Below are 21,882 nucleotides of genomic sequence, written 5' to 3'. Positions count from 1 at the left end.
GGATTAGTTTTCCTGTTGGCGAAGTTTGTTTCCCAGCTTATCCAAAACACCATTGATAAATTTATGTGCCTGATCTGCACCAAACTTTTTGGTTAAGTTTACAGACTCGTTAACTACCACTTTATAAGGTACTTCTGGCTGATTAAGCAATTCACACGTTGCTATACGTAAAGCTGCTTTTTCTATCTGGTCGAGGTGATCTGCTTCCCTATCAAGGAAAGGACTGAACTCGCCATCCAGTTTTTCACTGTTTTCCATGGTGTATTGCACCAGAGACTGGAAATACGCCATATCTGCTTTGCGCATATCTTTTGATAGATCTTTATCTTCCTGCAAACCCAGATAAATATCTTCATACGAATTCTGAGTCATCTGCCATTGATAAACAGCGATTAGGGCTAATTTCCGTGCTACACGACGCTCAGAAATATATTGGTTTTTCTTATCAACAGGCATTATTACGACTTCATTTATTATTTAAAAGAACATATCAAAGTAAATTAGAGACTACCTTGATTACAACAGAAACGTTGTACCGCACATTGTACAGAACATTGTTTACTGTATTAACTAGCCACTCTGATTGTTAAACATTTAAGAGTAACTAGCCTTTCATAAGTTTGATTTGCAGTTATTTAAACTTCTTCAGTAAAGAAGTCATTTCGATAGCAGTAACTGCGGCTTCTGCACCTTTATTACCCGCTTTGGTACCCGCACGCTCGATGGCTTGCTCGATAGAATCAGTGGTTAAAATACCATTGATAATCGGTAAACCTGTATCCAGCGCAATTGTTGCTAAACCTTTTGCAGACGCATCAGCCACAATATCGAAATGAGGTGTACTGCCTCGAATGACCGCACCTAAAGCAATCACTGATTCGTATTTTGCGCTGTTCGCCATTGCCTGAACCATTACTGGCAATTCGAATGCACCCGGCACGCGAACGATTTCAATATCTTTGTCTGCAACACCGTGGCGTTGTAAGGTATCAACTGCACCTTCGACCAGACTTTCTACGATAAACGAGTTAAAGCGTGCAACGGCAATACCAAACTTAGCTTTCCCAGGGTTGAAGTCACCGGCAAACTCTTTAATTGAACTCATATTTTTGATCCTATACTTTTATCTTATTCATTCCCTACTTCGTGCAGACTTATAATAACCTAAAAAAAGTGCCTATAAGTAGGGGGGTGTGTTTTGTTTTAGAGCGTATTCTAGCAGTTATAATAAATCTGCTTTACTCAGATACATACTCAACGATTTCGAGGCCAAATCCAGCGAGACCATGGAAATGCTTAGGCGCGCTCATTACGCGCATTTTTGTCACGCCCACATCACTTAATATCTGCGCGCCAATACCAAAGGTTTTTAATGCGGTAGGCGATGATTCATCGTATTCAGCTTGTTGCTCATGATTGATATCGATTTCTCTTAGACGATCAAGGAAGCTCTCTGACCCCGTACCACGAAGCACAACGATTACTCCCTGCTCTTCACGTTCCATAATTTGCATCACATCGCGTAACGGCCATGAACAGCCTTCTTCCTGAAGTGAGAGCATATCGCATAAGGTATCTTCTACATGTACACGCACCAATACTGGTTCATCTTCTTTGACTTCACCTTTTACCAAGGCAAGATGTGAACGTTGGCTTGCTTCATCCTGATACCCAATAACTTTGAACTTTCCAAACTCGGTATTCAATTCTGCTTCGTGCTTACGTACGATGGTTTTTTCATTCTGCACGCGGTAACGAATGAGTTCTTCGATGGTGCCAATTTTTATATTATGCTTTTCTGAAATTTTAAAAAGATCATCGCGGCGCGCCATGCTACCGTCTTCATTCAAAATCTCAACAATGGCAGCAGCTGGTTCCAGACCAGCCAATCTCGCCAGATCAACACCGGCTTCAGTATGGCCCGCACGCGTTAACACACCGCCGGGTTGTGCCATTAAGGGGAAAATATGGCCAGGTTGCACAATACTCTTACTGGTAGCATCAGGTGCTACTGCTGCACGAATTGTTAAGGCACGATCGTAAGCTGAAATACCAGTAGTAACGCCTTCAGCCGCTTCAATAGATACGGTAAAGTTGGTGCTGAATTCTTCATTATTTTCAGCAACCATCAACGGAAGTGCCAACTGCTTACAGCGCTCTGCGGTAATAGGCATACAAACTAAACCACGCCCATAAGTGGCGAAAAAGTTGATATCTTCCGTTCTAACTTTAGAAGCAGCCATTAAGAAGTCACCTTCGTTTTCACGATCTTCATCGTCAACGATAATGACCATTTTGCCTTCGGCAAGGTCTTCTATTATTTCTTCTATGCTATTAAAATTCATATAATTAACTTCGCGCTACAAAACCGTTTTCGGCTAAATATTCTTCTGTAATAGTTGATCCTTTTGCACTTCCTTCATTCAGCGCGCCGCCTTGTAACAAACGCTCTAAATAACGGGCAATAACATCAACTTCTAAATTAATTTTGGTGCCTGCTTGATAATCACTGATAACAGTTTCTTGCAAGGTATGTGGGACGATATTGATTTCAAAATAAACACCATCAACACGGTTCACAGTGAGGCTAACGCCATCAATGGTAATTGATCCTTTGGCGGCAATATAACGTGCCAGATCATCGGGAGCTTTGATACGGAAATGCTCAGAACGACCATCATTTCGTCGAGATTCTACTTCACCTAGACCATCCACATGACCACTAACCAGATGACCACCCAAACGGGTATTCAGGGTTAATGCCTTTTCCAGATTAACCGGAGAACCTTTTGATAAACCACCCAATGAAGTCAGTGAAAGTGTCTCTCTGGAGACATCCGCCGTAAAACTATTTTCAGTCATAGCAACTGCTGTTAAACACACACCGTTGACGGCAATACTATCGCCTAACTCAACATCGCCCATATCGAGCTTTCCGGTGTTTACAACCAGAGACACATCGCCGCCCTTAGGCTGAAGATCTGAAATAGTACCGATTGATTGAATAATGCCTGTAAACATGAGTTTATTTCTACTTTCTAAGAATGATTTCTTATGATTTAAAAAGGTTAAAAATCGCGTCAAATTGCGAGGGTGAAGTATTATCACCTAGCTAGATTAAGATAGAAAGCCCGAGAGATGACTATTTAGCAATAGAATGCCTTAAAAGTGATGCAAATTTTAATCAATGAGGTGAATTGAATTCATTCGATTAGTCAGGCAGGTAGAGAATTAGGTGATTAATAGATGGGTTGAATAAAGCGTTAGAAGACTAAAACGAATTGAAAAAAGCGAAAAGAAAGAAGAACAAACAATCACTTCATTTTTTTGTAAAGATGCGGCGCCAAAGTGCGATTGAACTGCCAACCATGTCTACCCGGCTTTGCGCCTAATTTGGGTGGTTGGTAAACAGCCTTCACTCTTTTTTTATCAAAATCGGGATTGAGCACAGCATAGATCCTAAGCACATTCTTCACGTATTGCTTAGTCTCTTTATAAGGTGGAATTCCATTGTATTTATCAACCGCGCCTTCACCCGCGTTGTATCCCGCTATGGCTTTCTCAATATTGCCTTTATACCGATCCAGCAAAAATCTCAGATACTTAACACCAGCGCGAATATTCTGTTGCGGATCATAACTGTCGGTAACACCAAAACGATCAGCCGTATCGGGAATTAATTGCATCAGGCCTTGAGCGCCCGCTGAAGATAATGCCTTACGTTTAAAACACGATTCAGCTGTAATTATCGATTTGACTAAATTGGTATCCACATTATGCTTTTTCGCATACTTTGTAATGTGTGTATCGTATTGATCGGCTTTTGCATGAACCTGCCTCGCATTCCAGCTAATGCAATTATCCGGAAATGTCAGTTTGGGTTGAGCCTTTTTAACGATCTTTTTAGAATTATTCTGAGCTGGTTTCGCCGCTGCTGTAGGTCGCACAACAGCATTATTGCGGGTTAAATTTAACATCGCCAATTTCATGTTTTTATCTATAACAGGCTGTTTAGCAGGATTTGCACCCACAGCTGGAAGCATGCTGACACTCATCAGCAATGCAATAGATAACTGTTTGTAATACGTTAAAAACATGAATATTTCGGGCTAGGCTCGTTTATGAATTAGATTGCTTGGTTTGGGTTTGTTGGTTTAGCTAAATTAGGGGGTACTTATATTATAGTGTACTTTGGTTATAAAAAGTTCGTTTGGTCCGTGCTTTATATCCCGCCAAGCTAAAATATAAACCCCTATTAATCAAAACTTCCTATTTCAGCCAATACTGATGTTGCGTAGCAACCGGCTGGTAGAGCAAAGGATAATTCTACCGTACACCCTGCTTCATCACTATCATTGTGGCTATTACTATCTTTATCAAGATACGCATAAGTGAGGTTTTCTACGCTAATTCGCATCGCGCGTCTTTCCTGTTTTAAGCCATTTCGTTCCAATCCATCACACAGGCTTCTAAAGGTATCTGCAATTTCTGTTTCTAAACCTAAAATTTCATCATGAGTTGCTAAACGTCCACGTCCCCACAATGCTGCGGTTGGATGCAAATCATGCTTTTCTACCCGTTGAATAATCTCATCGCTCAATGCCTCATAAAAGCATGATTTAGAACCATTCAACATGTACACATCGCCTTCAACAGCTTTGTTCCAGTTATCAGCCTCTATACGCGCCGAAAGAATATGATTGAAAATCCACGAACGCGCTGAAGATAAATAAATACTACGTTTAGCGCGGTCTTTAATCTTAAATTCACCCGCAAACCATTTTTCAGCTCTTTCGATATTGTAATTATTATGACCAAAGCGTTGAGCACCAAAATAATTAGGCACTCCCTGTTGTTTGATACGCTCAATGGTTGCTGCTAACTCTGATTCTTCGCCTTTGAAATCGCTTAACTTCAAGGTAAATTTATTACCAATTAACGCCCCACGCTTGAGCTTTTTATCATGACGTTTCTCTGCTAATACTTCTACCGATTCTGGCAGTAACGCCTGCCAATCAGGTGCTTCTCGTCCTGGCATTTGCACGCTAAACCATTGTGTTGTTACCGCATTGCGATCTTTTAAACCTGCATAACTCACATCCCGACGTGGAACACTAGCCGCTTTCGCTAACAAGCCCCCCACCCAGTCAGTATTCTCACCGGTTTTTTTGATGTGCAACCACACGTGTTCACCAATGCCCGACGGTGAAAATTGCTGAATCTCATCCACTTGAAAATCAGACGCAGCACTGCGGATACGTCCGGAAAGCGCGCTGTTTTTGTTAACCTTGCTAAAGGAAATTTTATCTAAGTCAGTCATGGGCGGGGAGTATAAAGTGATACGGCCGTTCTTGATAACTAATTGATAACTAATTGATAGCTAATTCATAGAATATTTAACTGAAAAAATAGTAAAAGGCACCCCACTACTTTGAGGCACTTTTTTAATATAAACCGAGAACTGTTAATTTATTAGGAATCCTATTACTCAACTCTAAAGCGTTTATCAGATTTGTTCAATGCTTTGATTCTTAACTTCTTCTAGTAGCTGAGGAAAGAAATCCAAATAAACATCTTCTATCTGGTTTTTATGTATTTTTAACTCATCTATTGATCCAGAGAAATCATTTTTAAAGCGAATACGCTCTGAGATACGATCAAGCGCATAACCAACCCCATCTAATTCTGAATACGCAGAAAACCAATCATTCTCGATTAAGTTAGTAGTGACGCGTTGCATACGATCAGGCATCAGATGATTACCCGCTGCTAAGTCTCGATAATAAATGCTTCGACGACTTTCAAAACTTAGCTCATCGAAACGTTCCCAGTGCACAATCAAAAAATGATCAAACACCATATCAAGCATAATGCCGGCAAAACGTCTTCTTTGTGGAGAAATTAAGGCTTTTAAATCGAGAACCTTGGGATGACTATCAGTAAACCGATCGACCAGTCGATGATTGTCGTAACCTAAGACAACTTTACTTGGCAAAGCCTGAATATCAACACCTTTACGAAAGTCACCTAATAGATTTCCAACGCGCGATTCAATGGTAGGTTGAGACAAAAATAAATGAGAAAGGTAATTCATTGCTGTAGTTTACAGAAGCTGTAACAGGCTTGTAAGTTATGTTCAAAAAATATGATAGGGAAGATTTAAAACATATCTATTGCCACCCCCACAACTTTGAATGAGATATATAAATGATACTGAATTTTTGCTGAGCTAAGACAGTAGATAGCTCATCGTATGTTCCCTCACTTCAGAAAGCGCACCATGCAAATAGATACTTTCTATTTTTGCATGGTGCGCTTTAAATTATTTTTATTATTTTATCTTTTTAGGTTGAAAATGATCACCCGGTAATAAATTTCTTTTTGGATTAACAAGCTTGGGATTACTTAATTTTGGATTTGTTACTGAATCTAATCTGGAATTAGGTAGCTTTAAATCGCTCTTATTATTACAACCAGCAGGTACAAAAACACAATCGCTTCCACCCGCTCCGTTTGATGTACATTTTAACTCGCATTTAACTTTTTGTATGAATGGGCTATGTAACAAGCCGCTATATTCAGCAGCATTCAATGAATTAAACATAAACATGCATGCCAGGATTGCCCCCACCCCAAATTTGCTTACATTAACGTTTTTTTCTGGAATACAACCTTTAAACAATTTCATAATAAGTCTCCTCGTATAATGAAAAGTGCTTATAGCTTCCTGAAGAGTTATTCAACTATTCTACTAACTTTTACTCAATATGCTTACACATGTAGTTTGCTGTTAATACTGATTATATCGTTGCTTATTCAAGCCACAGAATCACTCGGCTGCTCTCAAGAGATTAACCGTTACACACAAACTTTAGGGAAGCCATAATTCTATTGCTGTAAAATATATTGTTTACTTTGCATAACGTAAACTCGATTTTTTTCAAAGAATCTAATCAATCGCACTGTAAGGATTCATTGATTAGGTTATTGATACTAAATGAACGCCTCAATATTTTCTGTGATTAAATTCACAAAAAGTAAAAACATTTGATGACATATTAGTTTATCAAAAGCCACCCCCCTACTTTGGGCCAATTTTTTAATCTGCTTATTTTCTATAGTATGATGCGATTAATCTTTTAATAAAAAAGTGCCTATAAGTAGGGGGGTGACCTTCACTCTATTAGCCGTTCATTGTCTGTATTTGAGATAATCTTAAAACGAGATATTTATGCAAATTTATCTATTATGGTTAGCTGTTGCTGTCAGTTTTCTTACATTTACAATCCATACTTTTGTAGGTGGTCCACGTGTAGCAAAACCATTATTAGAAAGTAAAGAACTTCCCATAGCATCAAAGTGGCTTAACTATTACACTTGGCACATCACTACCATTTTCACTTTGTTAATGGGGGGCGGATATGCTTATGTGGCATTACACCCAAACAAACCAGAATTAGTTGTATTTTTAACAATTCTTACTGGTGCCTTTTCCCTGCTAAGTGCTAGTGTTGCCATTAAAGGAAAGATAAACCCGTTTAGATTTCCATCCACGTCTCTTTTTGCAGCTGTCTGCTTATTAGGTTTAGCGAGTTTGGTCATATAAAAATAATTAACAAGAAATTGTTGAAGACTACAACACCAGAAATACAACATTACAAGGAACCAGAATGCTTAAATCTTTCGCTAAAACGTTATTGAAACTTATTGGCTGGAAAATTGATATTGTTTTACCGAAAGAAAAAAAATACGTGTTGATTGGCGCACCTCATACCAGCAACTGGGACTTTCCGTTGACTATGCTGACCTTCTGGACACTCCATTTAAAAATTCACTGGGTGGCTAAAATTCAAATGTTTTGGGGACCCTTTCATTACTTGTTTACTGCACTTGGCGGGATACCGGTAGATCGCAAAAGCTCGAAAGGTTTCATCGAACAGATTACCACCAGATTCGACGAAGCGGATGAGATGGTGCTTACTATTTCACCAGAAGGCACCCGTTCTAAAACAGATCATTGGAAGAGTGGTTTTTATCATATTGCACAATCGGCAAATGTGCCGATTTGTATGGCTTATATCGATTACGAAAAACGCACTATGGGGTTTTCTCAGGTTTTATATCCAAGCGGAGACATTGATGCCGACATGAAAATTATCGCTGAATTCTACAAAGATATTAAAGGTAAACGACCTCAGAATCAGGGCCCTGTTCAACTGAAAAAAGAGTAAAGCCACCCCCCTACTTTGGGGCATATTTTATTTGTCTTGCAGATAAGATTGAATACGATGCCAACTGGATTCACCCGCGAGTTTCATGACGTTATCCTGCATCCCAAAACAACCTTGCAAGCCGCCGCTATGCACCATGGTAATGGATGTTCCTCTGGCAAATTCGCCGGCAACTATTTGTTCGACTAAACGCCGGCACATTTTGCTGGTGTAAATCGGGTCGAGCAAGATTCCTGTTTGCTCTAGCCAGTCGAGGATAAACATCAGCTGTGTATTATCAACCTTGGCATATCCACCATAGTCTGCCTGCACGATTGAATACCTATTAGAATGAGCAGCCTCTGCGTTCTCAGCCGCAATGAATGATGCGATGCGTTCCTCGAGTGATTGATCTTTTAAAACGGCATAGCCAATAGCTTGTTGTGATTCTTCTAGACCACAAACCAAACCCGCAAAACTAGCTCCTGTGCCACTGGCAATAGTCAAAATATCACTTTTATGCTGTGCGTTGATGTCTTTGCTTAATTCTGTACAACCCGCAACAGCTAGAGGGCTACTTCCACCCTCAGGAATAATCAACGCTTGTGGAAATCGTTTGCCTAATGCAGTTAAATAATTTTCATCGTGACGAAGCTTATAGTCTTTTCGGGTGACAAATTCCAAAGTCATACCCACATTTCGTGCCGCCGTGAGCGTTGAATTCGTGGCGTATTCAGCCTCACCACGAATAATTCCTATACTCTGAAAATCATATTCATTAGCCATCAAAGCCAAGGCATGAATATGATTAGAAAAAGCGCCACCGAAACTAAGGAGTTGTTCGATACCATTCTTTCTAGCGTAATCAAAATGCGGTTTTAACTTATAAAACTTATTACCACTGGCAAGCGGATGAATTTCATCTGCTCTAGCCATAAATAGCTCTACTCCGGCATTTTTTGCAACGTCCAGCGCCACACGCTCCACACGCAAAGGACGCTTATACATATCTAAACTGGTCATTAAAATAATTAATTAAAATACCTTTCATTTTATTATGGGATTTGACAGTGCTAATAGATTACGTATTTTAACGGTATTACAAATAGAAAATATCGCTAATTTACCATGCTTAATCTCATTCATTAATCGCTACTAAAATTAGAAACAGGAGACTGCTTTATGCAAACAACAACGATCAAAACCATCCTTTTAAGTACATGTACTTTGTTATCTGTTAACGCTTTTGCCGCAGATGATGCAGGTAAGAAGACCTATGACGATGCATGCAAAGTCTGCCACGATGCGGGTATTGCGGGTTCCCCTAAATTTGGAGATGCAGAAGCCTGGGCACCGCGCATTGAAACCGGAATCGAAGCGCTATATACCACTTCATTAAAAGGCAAAGGAGCGATGCCGGCTAAAGGTGGACGTGCTGATATCTCTGATGATGATGTTAAAGCTGCGGTTGATTATATGGTCAAAAACGCATCTAAATAAGTCAGTTACCGTCAAAGCCCATATTATTTTTTTATAATCAAGGCGTTCTTTTCACAAGCAGTAAACATCATTAAATCACGGTGTTTACTGCCTACTATAAATAGTTAGGGTGTGAAAACAGTATCCCCAAAGGCGAATACACAGTTGAAAAATTATCAGATAGAGTCAAACTACAGGTATTAACATTAATCGCTTCATATAATACTTCATTAAACACAAGGAACCTTTTATGGCACGTCAAACAGACCTCATCGCACCTTCTATTCTGTCAGCAGATTTTGCTCGTTTGGGAGAAGAAGTCGATAACGTCATAAAATCGGGTGCTGATGTGGTGCATTTTGATGTCATGGATAATCACTATGTGCCTAACCTAACGATTGGTCCCTTAGTCTGTGACGCGCTGCGCAAACACGGTGTAACAGCGGATATTGATGTGCATCTGATGGTTAAACCGGTTGATAGAATCATTCCCGATTTTGCAAAAGCGGGCGCAACGTATATTTCATTTCATCCAGAAGCTTCAGAGCACGTGGATCGCACCCTACAAATGATTCGTGAATTAGGTTGTAAAGCAGGTTTGGTGTTCAATCCTGCAACGTCTTTAGACGTTCTGGAATACGTGATGGATAAAGTCGATCTGATTTTATTGATGTCAGTAAACCCGGGCTTTGGTGGTCAGAGTTTTATTCCATCAACACTAACCAAGCTTAAGCAATGTCGCAAACTAATCGACGAGTCTGGTTACGATATCCGTCTTGAAGTGGATGGTGGTGTTAAAGACAACAACATCAAAGAAATCAAAGAAGCCGGTGCAGATATGTTCGTTGCGGGTTCTGCGATCTTCGGCGCTGCAAATGCGGATGATCCTAATGATTACGAAACAATCTGTGGCAAATTCCGTGAGCAACTAGCTGCAGCTAAGGTTTAAACGCCTCAATGATAGTCTTTTAAGTCACCCCCCTACTTTGAGCCCCTTTTTTTACATGATAAAAAATAATCGTGTAAAAAAGGGCAATAAACGCACAATGAACAGTCGAGTCGTCCTATGAGTAAAACATTTTCACCAGAATTAATCATGATTGATGTAGATGGCACATTGGTAGATTCAGTGCCAGACCTCTCATGGTGTCTCGATGAAACGTTAAAAAAAGTAGGACTTCCACCACGCGGTGAAGCGGCGGCACGAAAGTGGGTGGGTAATGGCGTTATCCGAATCGTTGAACGTGGTATCGCCAATGATTTAGACGCACCACACGATGAAGCTATCTTCAAAGATGCGATGCCGATTTTCAGAGAACTTTACGCAGAAAACACCTCAAAACGCAGCAAGCTCTATCCCGGTGTTCGTGAAGGTGTCGATTACTTAAAATCTACCGGCATCAAAATCGGTTGTATCACTAATAAGGATGAACAATTCACTCACCCTATTTTAAAAGACTTAGGATTGTGGAATGATTTTGAAATTGTTATCAGTGGCGATACTCTGGAAAAGAAAAAACCTGATCCACTCCCGCTATTACATGGTGCAAAAATGCTCGGGGTTAAACCAGAAAATTCCTTGATGTTAGGTGATTCAACTTCAGACGTAAAAGCGGCTCGCGCTGCTGGGTTTGAAATAATCTGTATGTCTTATGGTTATAACCATGGCGATGATATTCGGGATTCTAACCCTGATGCGGTTATTGACTCGATGACCGAGTTACGCGACATGATAAAGCCTCGCTAATCCAGTCTTCTCTGCACAGAAACTCATCACTACGTTTACTAACTTTTCACTCAGCCAATCCTTTGGCTGTTTACTACTTGCTGATTGATTAAAAAGCGAGTTAAAATACCCCCATGTTAAATACCTCTATAAATCGTAACTGGCTTTGGATATAGCGTCTTTTGAAAAAAAGACAGTTGTACGCTTATTTATTCGTAATAAATTAATACCAATGCACATACATTTATATCAGGTTTAACCATGAACAAATCACAATTCGAAGCTTACCTTTCTGAAGGTTACAATCGCGTACCTTTAGTTCGCGAAATACTCGCTGATCTCGACACCCCTTTAAGTACCTATCTCAAACTCGCCAATGGCCCGTATTCTTATTTATTTGAATCCGTTCAAGGTGGAGAGAAATGGGGTCGTTATTCAATTATCGGCCTACCCGCTAAAACGATTATTAAAGTCACAGATAGAGATGTTGACGTTATCACCGATGGTGAAACCGTTTCCTCTGAAACTGTCAGTGATCCTCTAGAATGGATTGAAAACTACAAAGACAGCATCAAAGTCCCTGAAATCGAAGGCATGCCGCGTTTTAATGGTGGTTTAGTCGGTTACTTTGGCTATGAAACAATTCGTTATATCGAGCCAAAACTATCCGGTGTAGAAGCAGAATCAAAACCCGACCCGATTGATACTCCCGATATTCTTCTGATGCTTTCTGAAGAAGTAGTCATCTTCGATAACCTGAATGGTATACTTTCGGTAATCGTACATGCCAGTGACGGGGAATACGAAGACGCAGAACGTCGACTCGATTACTTAAGCAATAAACTGCAAGAACCACTGACTTTATACAATCCTGTAAGTAATCCCAAGACCATTACAGAAGATGATTTTGTCTCTGGCTTCACCAAAGAAGGTTTTGAAGAAGCCGTTGAGAAAACACGTGAATACATCAAAGCCGGCGATGCCATGCAAGTGGTGCTTTCACAACGTCTGAGTATTCCCTTTGAAGCTCCACCAATAGATTTATATCGCTCCTTACGATCGTTCAATCCATCCCCCTATATGCACTTTATGAATCTGGATTCTTTTCAGATTGTGGGTTCATCACCGGAGATTTTAGTACGCCTTGATAATGGTGAAATCACTGTTAGACCGATTGCTGGTACGCGTAAACGCGGCCACGATAAAGTCAAAGACCTGGCTATGGAAAAAGAATTACTCAATGATCCTAAAGAACTCGCCGAACATTTAATGCTGATTGATTTAGGGCGAAATGATGCGGGCCGAGTAAGTCAGACTGGATCTGTGCGCCTCACCAATAAGATGGGAATTGAGCGTTACTCTCACGTCATGCATATCGTTTCAAATGTCGTCGGTAAATTATTACCTGACATGTCTGCGATTGACGTGCTTCGTGCGACATTCCCTGCGGGTACAGTAAGCGGCGCACCTAAAATTCGCGCAATGGAAATCATCGATGAATTAGAACCCGTAAAACGGGGTATTTATTCGGGTGCTATCGGTTACCTGGCATGGAATGGTAATATGGATACTGCAATTGCAATCCGTACTGGTGTGATTAAAGATGAGACCTTACACATTCAGGCAGGTGCCGGTATTGTTTATGATTCTGTTCCAGAAATGGAATGGATGGAAACCATGAATAAAGCACGCGCCATTTTCAAAGCAGTCAGTCAGGCAGCTGCTGGTTTAGACAGACTTCACAAGTAAGGAGAACGACATGATTCTAATGATAGATAATTACGACTCCTTTACCTATAACCTGGTGCAATACCTGGGTGAATTAGGCGCTGAAGTCGTTGTAAAACGTAATGATCAAATCACCATTGAAGAAATTGAAGCACTCGCACCAGAAAGAATAATGATTTCCCCCGGTCCTTGTACTCCCACAGAAGCCGGTATTTCTCTAGCTGTCATCGAACACTTTAAAGGCAAGCTTCCAATTTTTGGCGTGTGTCTAGGCCATCAATCAATCGGTCAGCAATTTGGCGGTAACATTATTCGCGCCAAAGAAATCATGCACGGCAAAACCTCGGATATTTATCACAAAGGCACGGGCATTTTTAAAGGCCTACCGAATCCATTCAAGGCGACGCGCTATCACTCACTGGTTATCGAAAAAGAAACATTACCCGATTCGCTAGAAGTGATTGCATGGACACAGGATGATAACGGAGAACTTGATGAAATCATGGGTGTGCGACATAAAGAACTCGCGATTGAAGGCGTCCAGTTCCATCCAGAATCTATTCTGACGGAACATGGTCACGATATGTTACAAAACTTTCTTAATATGTGATTGATACTATTTAGAATGCCTGAAACAAACTTATCATCACCCGCAAAAATACGATCTCGTCTATTAGCTATATTTTACGATAGCTTGATCGTATTTTTCGTTATCATTATTTCAACCTTGATCATTCAACAGATCATCATCAGTTCTGGCCTGGTTAACTTACAGCAAGTGCAGATCAGTGAGACCGAGACCATCAACACAATTCCAGCCACTAGTCCGGTTAACCTCTTCTTAAAAAGCCTGTGGCTGATTGTCAGCTTTCTGTATTTTGCCTATTTCTGGACAAAACGCGGACAAACACCAGGCATGAAAGTCTGGAAAATCAAACTCGTGAATAACAATAATGCGCTCGTATCCTGGTCACAATCCTTGATTCGCTATATCACTGCGTTATTTGGATTAGGATTGCTATTGATACCTTTTAATAAACCACGTCATGCGATTCAAGATATCCTAAGTAAGACTTCACTTGTACACACGCAGTAAGCCACAGCATCCCTATGCTTCAAGACTCAGGCAACAACTCTAATAACGCTGATCAGATAACTAATCCCTACTGGAATGTCTGGGCAACCTTAGCCTTTACCATTCTGGTATTTATCTTATTTTCCGCTTTACAGTCATTCTTTCTTGTCGCTTACATGTTTTCTCAAGAGAGCATGACCATTAGTGATGCGTTAAATCCAGGTTCCTCCTCAGGCTTTGGCGCACTACTTAATAACTATGCTTTTAATGGTGATGCCATTAGCGTGTCGCAAATTCCTGCAGCGATAATAGGCACAGCCTTAATATTTTTTATTATTGCCAAACGTAAAACCTTAAGCATAAAAAACTACCTTGAATTCTATCCACCCAGATTAAAATATTTACTCGGTTTTCTTGGGCTTATGATTCTGGGCATGATGCTAATGGAAGGCCTCAACATCTGGTTAGATCGCCCTACACCTGAATTCATGACCAAGGTCTATTTGAGCGCAACTAATCTCCCTTTATTATGGATAGCCGTAGGCATTTCAGCGCCATTTTTTGAAGAAATTTTATTCCGTGGTTTCTTTTTTGAAGGCTTGCGTAAAAGCGCTTTCGGTACTTTAGGCGCGGTACTCCTGACCTCTGCCTGCTGGGCAATCATTCATGTCCAATATGGCTGGTTTGAGATAACAAGCATCTTCCTCATTGGTATACTCTTGGCTATTGCCAAACTCAAAAGCAAATCTCTGTATGTACCGATAGCGATGCACATGCTGATGAATCTAACCGCCAGTCTCGGTATGGAATTAAACTTATAGCCAAAACCTCTGTTACATAAGCGCCTCTAATTTACCAAGACTGGTTTTATGTTAACCATTGGATAAAAAAAAGAATATCCACCAAGTTCTTTCTACTATAATTGACCAGATATTGATTTGTTATGGGTGGAAATAACTATGAGTGAACGCGATTCTATAGATGTTGATGTAGTCATTGTTGGTGCCGGACCTGCGGGTTTATCGACTGCAATTCGACTCTCTCAACTGGCTAAAGAAAAAGGACAAGAACTGGCTATTACCGTTCTCGAAAAGGGAGCCGAGGTTGGCGCTCATTCTCTGGCTGGTGCAATCCTGGAAACGCGTGCTCTTGACGAACTCATCCCCGACTGGAAAGAAAAAGGCGCACCAATCAGCACCGCAGTCACAGAAGATCATTTCACCTACCTGACAGAAAAAGGCTCAAAGAAACTACCGACGCCACCTTCCATGCATAACGAAGGCAATTACGTTATCAGCATCAGTCGTTTAACCAAATGGCTGGGCGAACAAGCAGAAGCAATGGGCATCGAAATCTACGCAGGTTTTGCTGCTGCTGAAGTGCTTTATGATGACAACAATAAGGTTGTGGGTGTTGCTACCGGTGAAACAGGTGTGGACAAAGAAGGTAACAAAACACCCTCTTACGACCCGGGAATGGAGTTGCGAGCAAAACTCACCATCGTTGCAGAAGGCTGCCGTGGTTCATTGAGTCGTGTATTAATCGATCACTATGACTTGGCGAAAGATTCTTCACCGCAAACTTATGGCCTCGGTATCAAAGAAGTTTGGGAAGTTAAACCAGAAAAACACACAATGGGTAAAACATTACATACCATTGGATGGCCATTAAAGAGCGATACCTACGGCGGATCTTTCCTTTATCACATGGAAAAGAATCTGGTCGCAGTAGGATTCGTCGTCGGTCTGGATTATACCAACCCATACCTTAGTCCTTTCGAAGAATTTCAGCGCTTTAAAAGTCATCCGTCAATCAGACCACTTTTTGAAGATGGCCAACGCCTCAGCTATGGCGCACGCGCTATCGTAGAAGGTGGTTTACAATCTTTACCAAAATTAGATTTCCCGGGCGGATTACTGATTGGAGACGCTGCTGGTTTCCTCAATGTGGCGAAAATCAAAGGCATTCATACAGCTATGAAAAGCGGTATGTTAGCTGCAGAAGCGACATTTGCTGCGCTGGAAAAAGACGCGTTTGACTCTGTCTCTTATGAAGCGGCTTTCAAAAATTCATGGATGCACGAAGAACTGCACAAAGTGCGTAATATACGCCCGGGCTTCAGCAAAGGTTTACTGCTTGGTTTAGCCAACGCAGGTTTAACTGCTTATGTGACTCGCGGTAAAGAGCCATGGACGATGACCCACCATGCGGATCATCTACAACTGAAGAAGAAAACAGAAGTCGAAAAAATCGAATACCCAGCGCCTGACGGAAAAGTCACCTTTGATCGTTTGTCGTCAGTGTATTTATCCAATACGTTCCACGATGAAAACCAGCCGATTCACCTAAAACTGAAAGATCAAAAAATCGCGATTGATACCAATTTAGCGCTTTATGATTCACCTGAATCACGTTATTGCCCTGCCGCTGTATACGAGATTGTAGAAGAAGAGGATGGTTCAAAAGCGTTGCTCATCAACTCTCAAAACTGCGTGCATTGTAAAACCTGTGACATCAAAGACCCAACGCAGAATATCGTTTGGACCACACCAGAAAGTGGCGGACCGATGTACAGCAATATGTAATAGCTGATTAACTAATCAGTAACTTGGAAATGCCACAATTTTGAACATCAAGGTTGTGGCATTTTAGTATCTGGATTCGTCATTAAATCTTATTTAGCATAAAGTCACCCCCCTACTTTAGAGGCTTTTTTTATATCCCATGGAAAAACCACACGACATCTTTTCCAAACAACTGAATGCATTGTTAGAACCGATCACGTCAGTCAAGGATAAAGCACTAAAACTCATCATCCATGCTGGCACACCCAAAACCGGAACCACCAGCTTACAAACTTATCTGGATAAAAAACAACGCAAACTCAGAGGTAAAGGGATTCTGTATCCGCATAACCTGCAAAAATTACAGAATACCCATGCACCCAAACACCAATGGTTCGAGAAAAATCTGGTCACTACTCATCACGAAAACTTTCTGGAAAATTTCAAAAATATTCTGTCACAGGTCAACGAAGACACCCACACCATAATCCTGTCATCTGAAGGAATTTATAATTACTGGTGGGATTTTCCCGAGGCATCAAAAGACCTTTTAAGAGAATTGAACAAATGCTTCGATGTGGAAATCTGGGTATGGTTTCGCGAGCCTCTGGCGTTTATCGAAAGTTATTACAAACAATGTATACGTAACCCGCAAATAGAGAATAACCCCTGTTATGGCAAAGACTTATCTCTATCCGAAATGTTAGACATTAAGTGGTTTTCACAACATTTAAACTATCGCGGTTTCGTTTCAGAATGCCAAAGCCTGTTTGGTGATAATAAGGTCTCAGCATTCAACTATGAAGGCGATGTGGTTCAGGAAGTTATTCAGAAACTTGGTTTAGCCACGCCGCATGATAATCCTACACCGCGCAAAAACCAGAGTTTGAATAGTGCATCGATATCAATACTCAGAACAATCAATATCTACAACATAAAAGCAAAAGATAAAGAGTTATTGATTCCGCCTTTAAAAGCCATGAATGAAATCCTTGGTGAATATGCTTTAGAAACATTGATGGATGATGCAACCAAAAGCAAAGTCCTGAAACTGGCTCAGCCCATAGATTTTTAGTCACCCCCCTACTTTGAGGCACTTTTTTGTAGATTGTATTTTTAAACACCCACAAAATCGACAACAACGAGAACAACAACGACAAAGACAACGATTAATTAAACGCCTATAAGTACGGGGGTGCCTTTTTCATAAAAATATCATGGCTTTTTACTTATATTTCATTGCCCGCAATCAACATTTACACTACGCTACCCGCTTTAAAAATTATTAGATATTCTTATACTATGATCAAACGTACACTCATCGCAGCTATTTTGTTTTTTACGATAAACACGGCTGCTACTGCGAAACCTTTTGTTTTTACCGCTATTCCTGATCAGGATGAAACAGCTTTGAAAGAGCGCTTTGATAAAGTCGCTGTATATTTGAGCAAAGCGCTTGATCATGAAGTGAAATTTGTTCCGGTTAAATCGTATGCGGCAAGTGTTACCGCTTTCCGCAATGATGACGTGCAATTAGCATGGTTTGGTGGATTGTCTGGTGTTCGCGCACGTCTATTATCAGAAGGTTCTCAGGCGATCGCACAGGGCGCTGAAGATCCTACGTTTAAAAGTTACTTCATCGCGCATACTGGCGTTGTGAGCAAAGATAATGACAGAAAGTCAGAAAAAATGCCTGCGTCTATTCTCAACAAAACTTTTACCTTTGGTTCTAAGGGTTCTACTTCTGGACGTTTGATGCCCGAATATCATCTACGTAAACAATTTAATAAAGCACCAGAAAAAATCTTCGAAAAAGTAGGTTTCAGTGGCAACCATTCTCGCACGATTGCGTTGGTTCAGTCTGGCGCTTACCAGGTAGGAGCGGTTAACTACAAGGTGTGGGAAAGAGAATTATCCGAAGGAAAAATCGATACCGATAAGGTTTCAGTTGTTTGGGAAACACCTGATTACCCAGATTACCAGTGGAGTATTCGTGGAGATGCCGACAAAGTATACGGCGAAGGTTTCACCGCTAAAGTAACTCAGGCGTTAATCGACATTAAAGATAAAAGCATTCTGGATGCCTTCCCACGTTCTGGTTTCATTCCTGCAAGCAATGCTGATTTCCAACCGGTATTGGATGTTGCTAAAGAGATTGGTCTAATCGACCAGTAACACGCGCTTGTCTTTATTTGATCTGCAGGACGTAAGTATTAGCTATGACGAAACAGTCGTTTTAGCGAATCTTAACCTAACCATCCATGCAGGTGAACGAATCGCTCTTCTTGGTAAGAGCGGTTCGGGTAAGTCCACCTTATTGCGCTATCTTTACGAATTGTCTTCAGCGCAAAAAACACATAAGCCTACCAATCAATGTGCGTGGGCGCCACAAGCACCGGCTTTATCCCAAAGCTTAAGTGTTTACCATAATGTTTATATGGGCCGTTTAAACGAATATCCCACTTGGCGAAATCTGTGGAATTTAATCCGTCCTTTTGAAAATAATGTCACTGAAATTAAACAACTGCTAGACGTGCTTCGCTTAAAAGACGAATGTTTCAACAAAGTAAATACCTTATCGGGCGGACAGCAACAACGTACTGGACTGGCGCGTGCTCTGTATCAGGAAAAACCCGTGTTATTAGCGGATGAACCTGTTTCAGCGGTGGATGAATATCAGGCAGAAGAAATTATCAAATGCCTTCAATCCTACAGCCAAACCATCATTTTAGGCTTACATGATAGTTATCTGGCGTTAAATCATTGCGATCGAATTATCGGTTTAAAAGATGGCAAGGTTCTGGTCGACTCGCCATCGAGTCAATTAAATATGGCTGATCTGGCCTGTTTATATCAGTAGACCTTTGCTGTTATGCAAAACCCATTGACTATCTTTTCTGCTAACTTGTCTTACCGTAACGTCTCAATACTGTTTGTTGTGATTGCACTATTGTGCATTCCATTTGCAGATTTAAGTATATACAACGTAGACCCGTGGCAAGAATTAAGGCGCTTTGGCACTGCGATACTCAACCCTGATGTTGGTGATATCAGCATCTTGTTGAACGCTTTATTACAAACGCTCAGCTTCGCATTGATTGGAGTTTTCCTCGGGGTGGTCTGTGCAATACCGCTCAGTTATTTATACCGTTTTTCGATGATTCGTGGTTTGTGTGCGTTTCTTCGCGCTATTCATGAATTGTTCTGGGCACTCATCTTTTTACAAGTCTTCGGTCTACATCCGTTAACCGGTATTTTAGCGTTAGCCATTCCTTATGCGGCAACCTTTGCCAAAGTCTATGCAGAAATTATTGAAGAAGCTGATCACTCAGTCATCAAAGCCTTACCTTCCAACACTGGACGTTTAAATCAGTTTTTCTACGGTTTGCTCCCTGATGTTTGGCAAGCGCTAAAAACCTACACATCGTATCGTTTTGAATGTGGATTGCGCAGCAGCGTGATTCTGGGTTTTATTGGTCTACCAACCTTGGGATTCTACCTGGAATCGTCATTCATGCAGGGCGATTATTCCTACGTCGTGGTGTTATTACTGGTGTTTTATCTCTTGATTGCCAGCATCCGATATTGGTTACGACCATTATTGATGCCCGTGTATTTTGCAATCGCAGCTTACACAGTATTGACCGATCAACATGATTTCAAATGGTCCAATGTGCATCGATTTTTCACTCAGGATATCATCCCTTCACCTATTCGAGGTGCAAAAGAAGGTAGCTTTAACGATCTGTGGCACTGGTTTAGCAACATTATGCAGGATCAGGCTATACCGGGAATTATCAATACCTTACTACTGACACAAATTGCATTGGTAGTGACAGGCATTCTGACTTTAATGGTTTATCCGCTGATATCGAAACACTTTCAGAACAGGCTCGGTCAAGGTTTTGGACATGTCGCCTTAGTCATAATGCGCTCCACACCCGAATACATTCTGGCATTTATTCTATTGCAGTTTTTTGGACCGTCAATGCTACCTGCCGTGATTGCTTTAGCATTACATAACGCGGGAATTATCGGACACTTAGTGGGTAATCAATCGAATACGTTAGATGTAAGAATAGATGCGCCTAAAGGCCTAAACCTTTATGCGTACGAACTCACTCCGCGAATATATGGCAACTTTCTGGCTTACCTTTTTTATCGCTGGGAAATCATCCTGAGAGAAACGGCGATCATGGGCTTACTTGGCATTGCCACGCTGGGCTTCTATATCGATAACGCCATGCAAGACCTACGCTTCGATCGCGCATTACTGCTGATTCTCATCACTGCGTTACTCAATATGAGCGTAGACGCCATCTCACGTTTGTTGAGACGCAAGAGTACCAACACGCCTAAACAGCGATCAAACCGTATTCTCGTTGACTAATAAACGTTGACTAACAGGCGCTGACTAACAGACGCCCATTCAAAGATCCCAGTTCAATTCTCAATAAAGCGAATAACTTGGCAATGAAACCAGAATAAAGTGTTTAATTCTCGAATTAATAAGCATTAAAACGAGAATATAAACAGTCGTTGTTTATTGTGAGAATACTCTACTATTGTGTAACAACTTCGACTCTAACCGTATCGCTATACATACCCGGTTCAACTTCAGCTAAATACTGACCAGTTGTATTAAATTTAATTTTTTCGGGTTTGTAATTACAAGGGACTGACATCTTGTTGTTCTGCTTTCCAGAGATATTTTTATTCCGATAATTTAATAAATAATCGGATAATTTTGTATTGCTGCTGACATGACGCAAGCCAAAATTATTATCTGTTGAAAAGTTTAAGGTGCAATCACCACTCACATTTGAGTTTAAACCCAATGTACCTAAAGAGATTGTAGGACCGGGTTTTTGTGAGCTAGAGGGTTTAACTTGGACTTCTGAAAAATAGTGAGATGTATCAACTACTGTCCCTGAGAATTTTACATACCCGGGACTAACTACATTTAATTGAATACTTGTTTTATCTTCACCTGCAGAAACGAATTGAGTCATCACAAGTAGTGAAATGACTAGAAGCGGACTTCCTTTACGTAAATACATTTTAACAAATTTACATTGTATTAACCAAAATACAGAATTG

General features: G+C 40.8%; 24 protein-coding genes. 14 read left to right on the top strand and 10 right to left on the bottom strand.

Annotation, left to right across the window (positions count from 1 at the left end; all coding sequences use genetic code 11):
- Window positions 1-3 precede the first annotated feature (3 nt).
- The 8 genes from nusB to OO007_RS07130 all read right to left on the bottom strand — a co-directional run bounded on the left by nusB (window position 4) and on the right by OO007_RS07130 (window position 6,688).
- Complete coding sequence (nusB, locus tag OO007_RS07165) at window positions 4-456, bottom strand: transcription antitermination factor NusB (RefSeq protein WP_131905441.1); 453 nt, start codon at window positions 454-456, stop codon at window positions 4-6.
- 175 nt (window positions 457-631) lie between these two features.
- On the bottom strand, window positions 632-1,105 hold the full coding sequence (gene ribH, locus OO007_RS07160; RefSeq protein WP_131905442.1) for a 6,7-dimethyl-8-ribityllumazine synthase: 474 nt from the start codon (window positions 1,103-1,105) through the stop codon (window positions 632-634).
- A 133-nt stretch (window positions 1,106-1,238) separates the two neighbouring features.
- Entirely contained in the window at window positions 1,239-2,345 is a 1,107-nt protein-coding gene (ribBA, locus tag OO007_RS07155; RefSeq protein WP_131905443.1) for a bifunctional 3,4-dihydroxy-2-butanone-4-phosphate synthase/GTP cyclohydrolase II, read from the bottom strand.
- Between the two features lie 4 nt (window positions 2,346-2,349).
- Window positions 2,350-3,021 carry a riboflavin synthase gene (locus OO007_RS07150; protein WP_131905444.1) on the bottom strand — a complete coding sequence of 224 codons (672 nt, stop codon included), beginning with the start codon at window positions 3,019-3,021 and terminating at the stop codon, window positions 2,350-2,352.
- A gap of 293 nt (window positions 3,022-3,314) precedes the next feature.
- On the bottom strand, window positions 3,315-4,097 hold the full coding sequence (locus OO007_RS07145; protein ID WP_325808284.1) for a lytic transglycosylase domain-containing protein: 783 nt from the start codon (window positions 4,095-4,097) through the stop codon (window positions 3,315-3,317).
- A 158-nt stretch (window positions 4,098-4,255) separates the two neighbouring features.
- Window positions 4,256-5,320, bottom strand: a complete 1,065-nt coding sequence (truD, locus tag OO007_RS07140) for a tRNA pseudouridine(13) synthase TruD (RefSeq protein WP_325808283.1) — start codon at window positions 5,318-5,320, stop codon at window positions 4,256-4,258.
- Between the two features lie 186 nt (window positions 5,321-5,506).
- Entirely contained in the window at window positions 5,507-6,094 is a 588-nt protein-coding gene (locus tag OO007_RS07135) for an acyl carrier protein phosphodiesterase (protein WP_325808282.1), read from the bottom strand.
- Between the two features lie 237 nt (window positions 6,095-6,331).
- Window positions 6,332-6,688 (bottom strand): hypothetical protein, encoded by a 357-nt coding sequence (locus tag OO007_RS07130; protein ID WP_325808281.1) that lies wholly within the window; start codon window positions 6,686-6,688, stop codon window positions 6,332-6,334.
- Window positions 6,689-7,231: 543 nt separating this feature from the next.
- Here OO007_RS07130 and OO007_RS07125 point away from each other — a divergent pair.
- Together OO007_RS07125 and OO007_RS07120 are read left to right on the top strand one after the other, a co-directional pair.
- A complete protein-coding gene (locus OO007_RS07125) occupies window positions 7,232-7,606 on the top strand; it encodes a hypothetical protein (protein ID WP_325808280.1) in 375 nt (124 codons plus the stop codon).
- 64 nt (window positions 7,607-7,670) lie between these two features.
- Window positions 7,671-8,231, top strand: coding sequence for a lysophospholipid acyltransferase family protein (locus tag OO007_RS07120; protein WP_325808279.1), 561 nt, complete (start codon window positions 7,671-7,673; stop codon window positions 8,229-8,231).
- A 27-nt stretch (window positions 8,232-8,258) separates the two neighbouring features.
- Here OO007_RS07120 and OO007_RS07115 read toward each other — a convergent pair whose 3' ends face one another.
- Entirely contained in the window at window positions 8,259-9,218 is a 960-nt protein-coding gene (locus OO007_RS07115; RefSeq protein WP_325808278.1) for a 1-aminocyclopropane-1-carboxylate deaminase/D-cysteine desulfhydrase, read from the bottom strand.
- Window positions 9,219-9,392: 174 nt separating this feature from the next.
- Here OO007_RS07115 and OO007_RS07110 point away from each other — a divergent pair, with 174 nt between their 5' ends.
- The 12 genes from OO007_RS07110 (at window position 9,393) to OO007_RS07055 (ending at window position 21,172) form a co-directional block, all read left to right on the top strand.
- On the top strand, window positions 9,393-9,710 hold the full coding sequence (locus OO007_RS07110) for a c-type cytochrome (protein ID WP_325808277.1): 318 nt from the start codon (window positions 9,393-9,395) through the stop codon (window positions 9,708-9,710).
- Between the two features lie 229 nt (window positions 9,711-9,939).
- On the top strand, window positions 9,940-10,638 hold the full coding sequence (gene rpe, locus OO007_RS07105) for a ribulose-phosphate 3-epimerase (RefSeq protein ID WP_325808276.1): 699 nt from the start codon (window positions 9,940-9,942) through the stop codon (window positions 10,636-10,638).
- Between the two features lie 117 nt (window positions 10,639-10,755).
- Window positions 10,756-11,436: a phosphoglycolate phosphatase gene (locus OO007_RS07100; RefSeq protein ID WP_131905454.1), complete on the top strand. Its 681-nt coding sequence runs from the start codon at window positions 10,756-10,758 to the stop codon at window positions 11,434-11,436.
- A 240-nt stretch (window positions 11,437-11,676) separates the two neighbouring features.
- On the top strand, window positions 11,677-13,164 hold the full coding sequence (gene trpE, locus OO007_RS07095) for an anthranilate synthase component I (protein WP_325808275.1): 1,488 nt from the start codon (window positions 11,677-11,679) through the stop codon (window positions 13,162-13,164).
- A gap of 10 nt (window positions 13,165-13,174) precedes the next feature.
- Window positions 13,175-13,753 carry an anthranilate synthase component II gene (locus tag OO007_RS07090; protein WP_207907013.1) on the top strand — a complete coding sequence of 193 codons (579 nt, stop codon included), beginning with the start codon at window positions 13,175-13,177 and terminating at the stop codon, window positions 13,751-13,753.
- A 15-nt stretch (window positions 13,754-13,768) separates the two neighbouring features.
- Window positions 13,769-14,239 carry an RDD family protein gene (locus OO007_RS07085; RefSeq protein ID WP_325808274.1) on the top strand — a complete coding sequence of 157 codons (471 nt, stop codon included), beginning with the start codon at window positions 13,769-13,771 and terminating at the stop codon, window positions 14,237-14,239.
- Between the two features lie 14 nt (window positions 14,240-14,253).
- Entirely contained in the window at window positions 14,254-15,039 is a 786-nt protein-coding gene (locus OO007_RS07080; RefSeq protein ID WP_325808273.1) for a CPBP family intramembrane glutamic endopeptidase, read from the top strand.
- 138 nt (window positions 15,040-15,177) lie between these two features.
- A complete protein-coding gene (locus tag OO007_RS07075; protein WP_442784332.1) occupies window positions 15,178-16,803 on the top strand; it encodes an electron transfer flavoprotein-ubiquinone oxidoreductase in 1,626 nt (541 codons plus the stop codon).
- A 139-nt stretch (window positions 16,804-16,942) separates the two neighbouring features.
- Window positions 16,943-17,857, top strand: coding sequence for a hypothetical protein (locus tag OO007_RS07070; protein WP_325808272.1), 915 nt, complete (start codon window positions 16,943-16,945; stop codon window positions 17,855-17,857).
- A gap of 227 nt (window positions 17,858-18,084) precedes the next feature.
- Window positions 18,085-18,957 (top strand): putative selenate ABC transporter substrate-binding protein, encoded by an 873-nt coding sequence (locus OO007_RS07065; protein ID WP_325808271.1) that lies wholly within the window; start codon window positions 18,085-18,087, stop codon window positions 18,955-18,957.
- Between the two features lie 7 nt (window positions 18,958-18,964).
- Entirely contained in the window at window positions 18,965-19,642 is a 678-nt protein-coding gene (locus tag OO007_RS07060; protein ID WP_325808270.1) for an ATP-binding cassette domain-containing protein, read from the top strand.
- Window positions 19,643-19,654: 12 nt separating this feature from the next.
- Window positions 19,655-21,172, top strand: a complete 1,518-nt coding sequence (locus tag OO007_RS07055; RefSeq protein ID WP_325808269.1) for a PhnE/PtxC family ABC transporter permease — start codon at window positions 19,655-19,657, stop codon at window positions 21,170-21,172.
- Between the two features lie 172 nt (window positions 21,173-21,344).
- On the opposite strand, the gene OO007_RS07050 is transcribed toward OO007_RS07055, so the two are convergent.
- A complete protein-coding gene (locus tag OO007_RS07050) occupies window positions 21,345-21,842 on the bottom strand; it encodes a hypothetical protein (RefSeq protein WP_299879450.1) in 498 nt (165 codons plus the stop codon).
- Window positions 21,843-21,882 lie beyond the last annotated feature (40 nt).

Source organism: Cocleimonas sp. KMM 6892, from assembly GCF_035798195.1.
In the GTDB taxonomy this organism is placed as follows: Bacteria; Pseudomonadota; Gammaproteobacteria; order Thiotrichales; family Thiotrichaceae; genus Cocleimonas; species Cocleimonas flava.
This window is presented reverse-complemented; position numbering and strand designations above follow the sequence as displayed.

Bases quoted from the DNA above. Each gene is read 5' to 3' on its own strand.
- nusB (WP_131905441.1), bottom strand. From the start codon at position 456: ATGCCTGTTGATAAGAAAAACCAATATATTTCTGAGCGTCGTGTAGCA.
- ribH (WP_131905442.1), bottom strand. From the start codon at position 1,105: ATGAGTTCAATTAAAGAGTTTGCCGGTGACTTCAACCCTGGGAAAGCT.
- ribBA (WP_131905443.1), bottom strand. From the start codon at position 2,345: ATGAATTTTAATAGCATAGAAGAAATAATAGAAGACCTTGCCGAAGGC.
- OO007_RS07150 (WP_131905444.1), bottom strand. From the start codon at position 3,021: ATGTTTACAGGCATTATTCAATCAATCGGTACTATTTCAGATCTTCAG.
- OO007_RS07145 (WP_325808284.1), bottom strand. From the start codon at position 4,097: ATGTTTTTAACGTATTACAAACAGTTATCTATTGCATTGCTGATGAGT.
- truD (WP_325808283.1), bottom strand. From the start codon at position 5,320: ATGACTGACTTAGATAAAATTTCCTTTAGCAAGGTTAACAAAAACAGC.
- OO007_RS07135 (WP_325808282.1), bottom strand. From the start codon at position 6,094: ATGAATTACCTTTCTCATTTATTTTTGTCTCAACCTACCATTGAATCG.
- OO007_RS07130 (WP_325808281.1), bottom strand. From the start codon at position 6,688: ATGAAATTGTTTAAAGGTTGTATTCCAGAAAAAAACGTTAATGTAAGC.
- OO007_RS07125 (WP_325808280.1), top strand. From the start codon at position 7,232: ATGCAAATTTATCTATTATGGTTAGCTGTTGCTGTCAGTTTTCTTACA.
- OO007_RS07120 (WP_325808279.1), top strand. From the start codon at position 7,671: ATGCTTAAATCTTTCGCTAAAACGTTATTGAAACTTATTGGCTGGAAA.
- OO007_RS07115 (WP_325808278.1), bottom strand. From the start codon at position 9,218: ATGTATAAGCGTCCTTTGCGTGTGGAGCGTGTGGCGCTGGACGTTGCA.
- OO007_RS07110 (WP_325808277.1), top strand. From the start codon at position 9,393: ATGCAAACAACAACGATCAAAACCATCCTTTTAAGTACATGTACTTTG.
- rpe (WP_325808276.1), top strand. From the start codon at position 9,940: ATGGCACGTCAAACAGACCTCATCGCACCTTCTATTCTGTCAGCAGAT.
- OO007_RS07100 (WP_131905454.1), top strand. From the start codon at position 10,756: ATGAGTAAAACATTTTCACCAGAATTAATCATGATTGATGTAGATGGC.
- trpE (WP_325808275.1), top strand. From the start codon at position 11,677: ATGAACAAATCACAATTCGAAGCTTACCTTTCTGAAGGTTACAATCGC.
- OO007_RS07090 (WP_207907013.1), top strand. From the start codon at position 13,175: ATGATTCTAATGATAGATAATTACGACTCCTTTACCTATAACCTGGTG.
- OO007_RS07085 (WP_325808274.1), top strand. From the start codon at position 13,769: ATGCCTGAAACAAACTTATCATCACCCGCAAAAATACGATCTCGTCTA.
- OO007_RS07080 (WP_325808273.1), top strand. From the start codon at position 14,254: ATGCTTCAAGACTCAGGCAACAACTCTAATAACGCTGATCAGATAACT.
- OO007_RS07075 (WP_442784332.1), top strand. From the start codon at position 15,178: ATGAGTGAACGCGATTCTATAGATGTTGATGTAGTCATTGTTGGTGCC.
- OO007_RS07070 (WP_325808272.1), top strand. From the start codon at position 16,943: ATGGAAAAACCACACGACATCTTTTCCAAACAACTGAATGCATTGTTA.
- OO007_RS07065 (WP_325808271.1), top strand. From the start codon at position 18,085: ATGATCAAACGTACACTCATCGCAGCTATTTTGTTTTTTACGATAAAC.
- OO007_RS07055 (WP_325808269.1), top strand. From the start codon at position 19,655: ATGCAAAACCCATTGACTATCTTTTCTGCTAACTTGTCTTACCGTAAC.
- OO007_RS07050 (WP_299879450.1), bottom strand. From the start codon at position 21,842: ATGTATTTACGTAAAGGAAGTCCGCTTCTAGTCATTTCACTACTTGTG.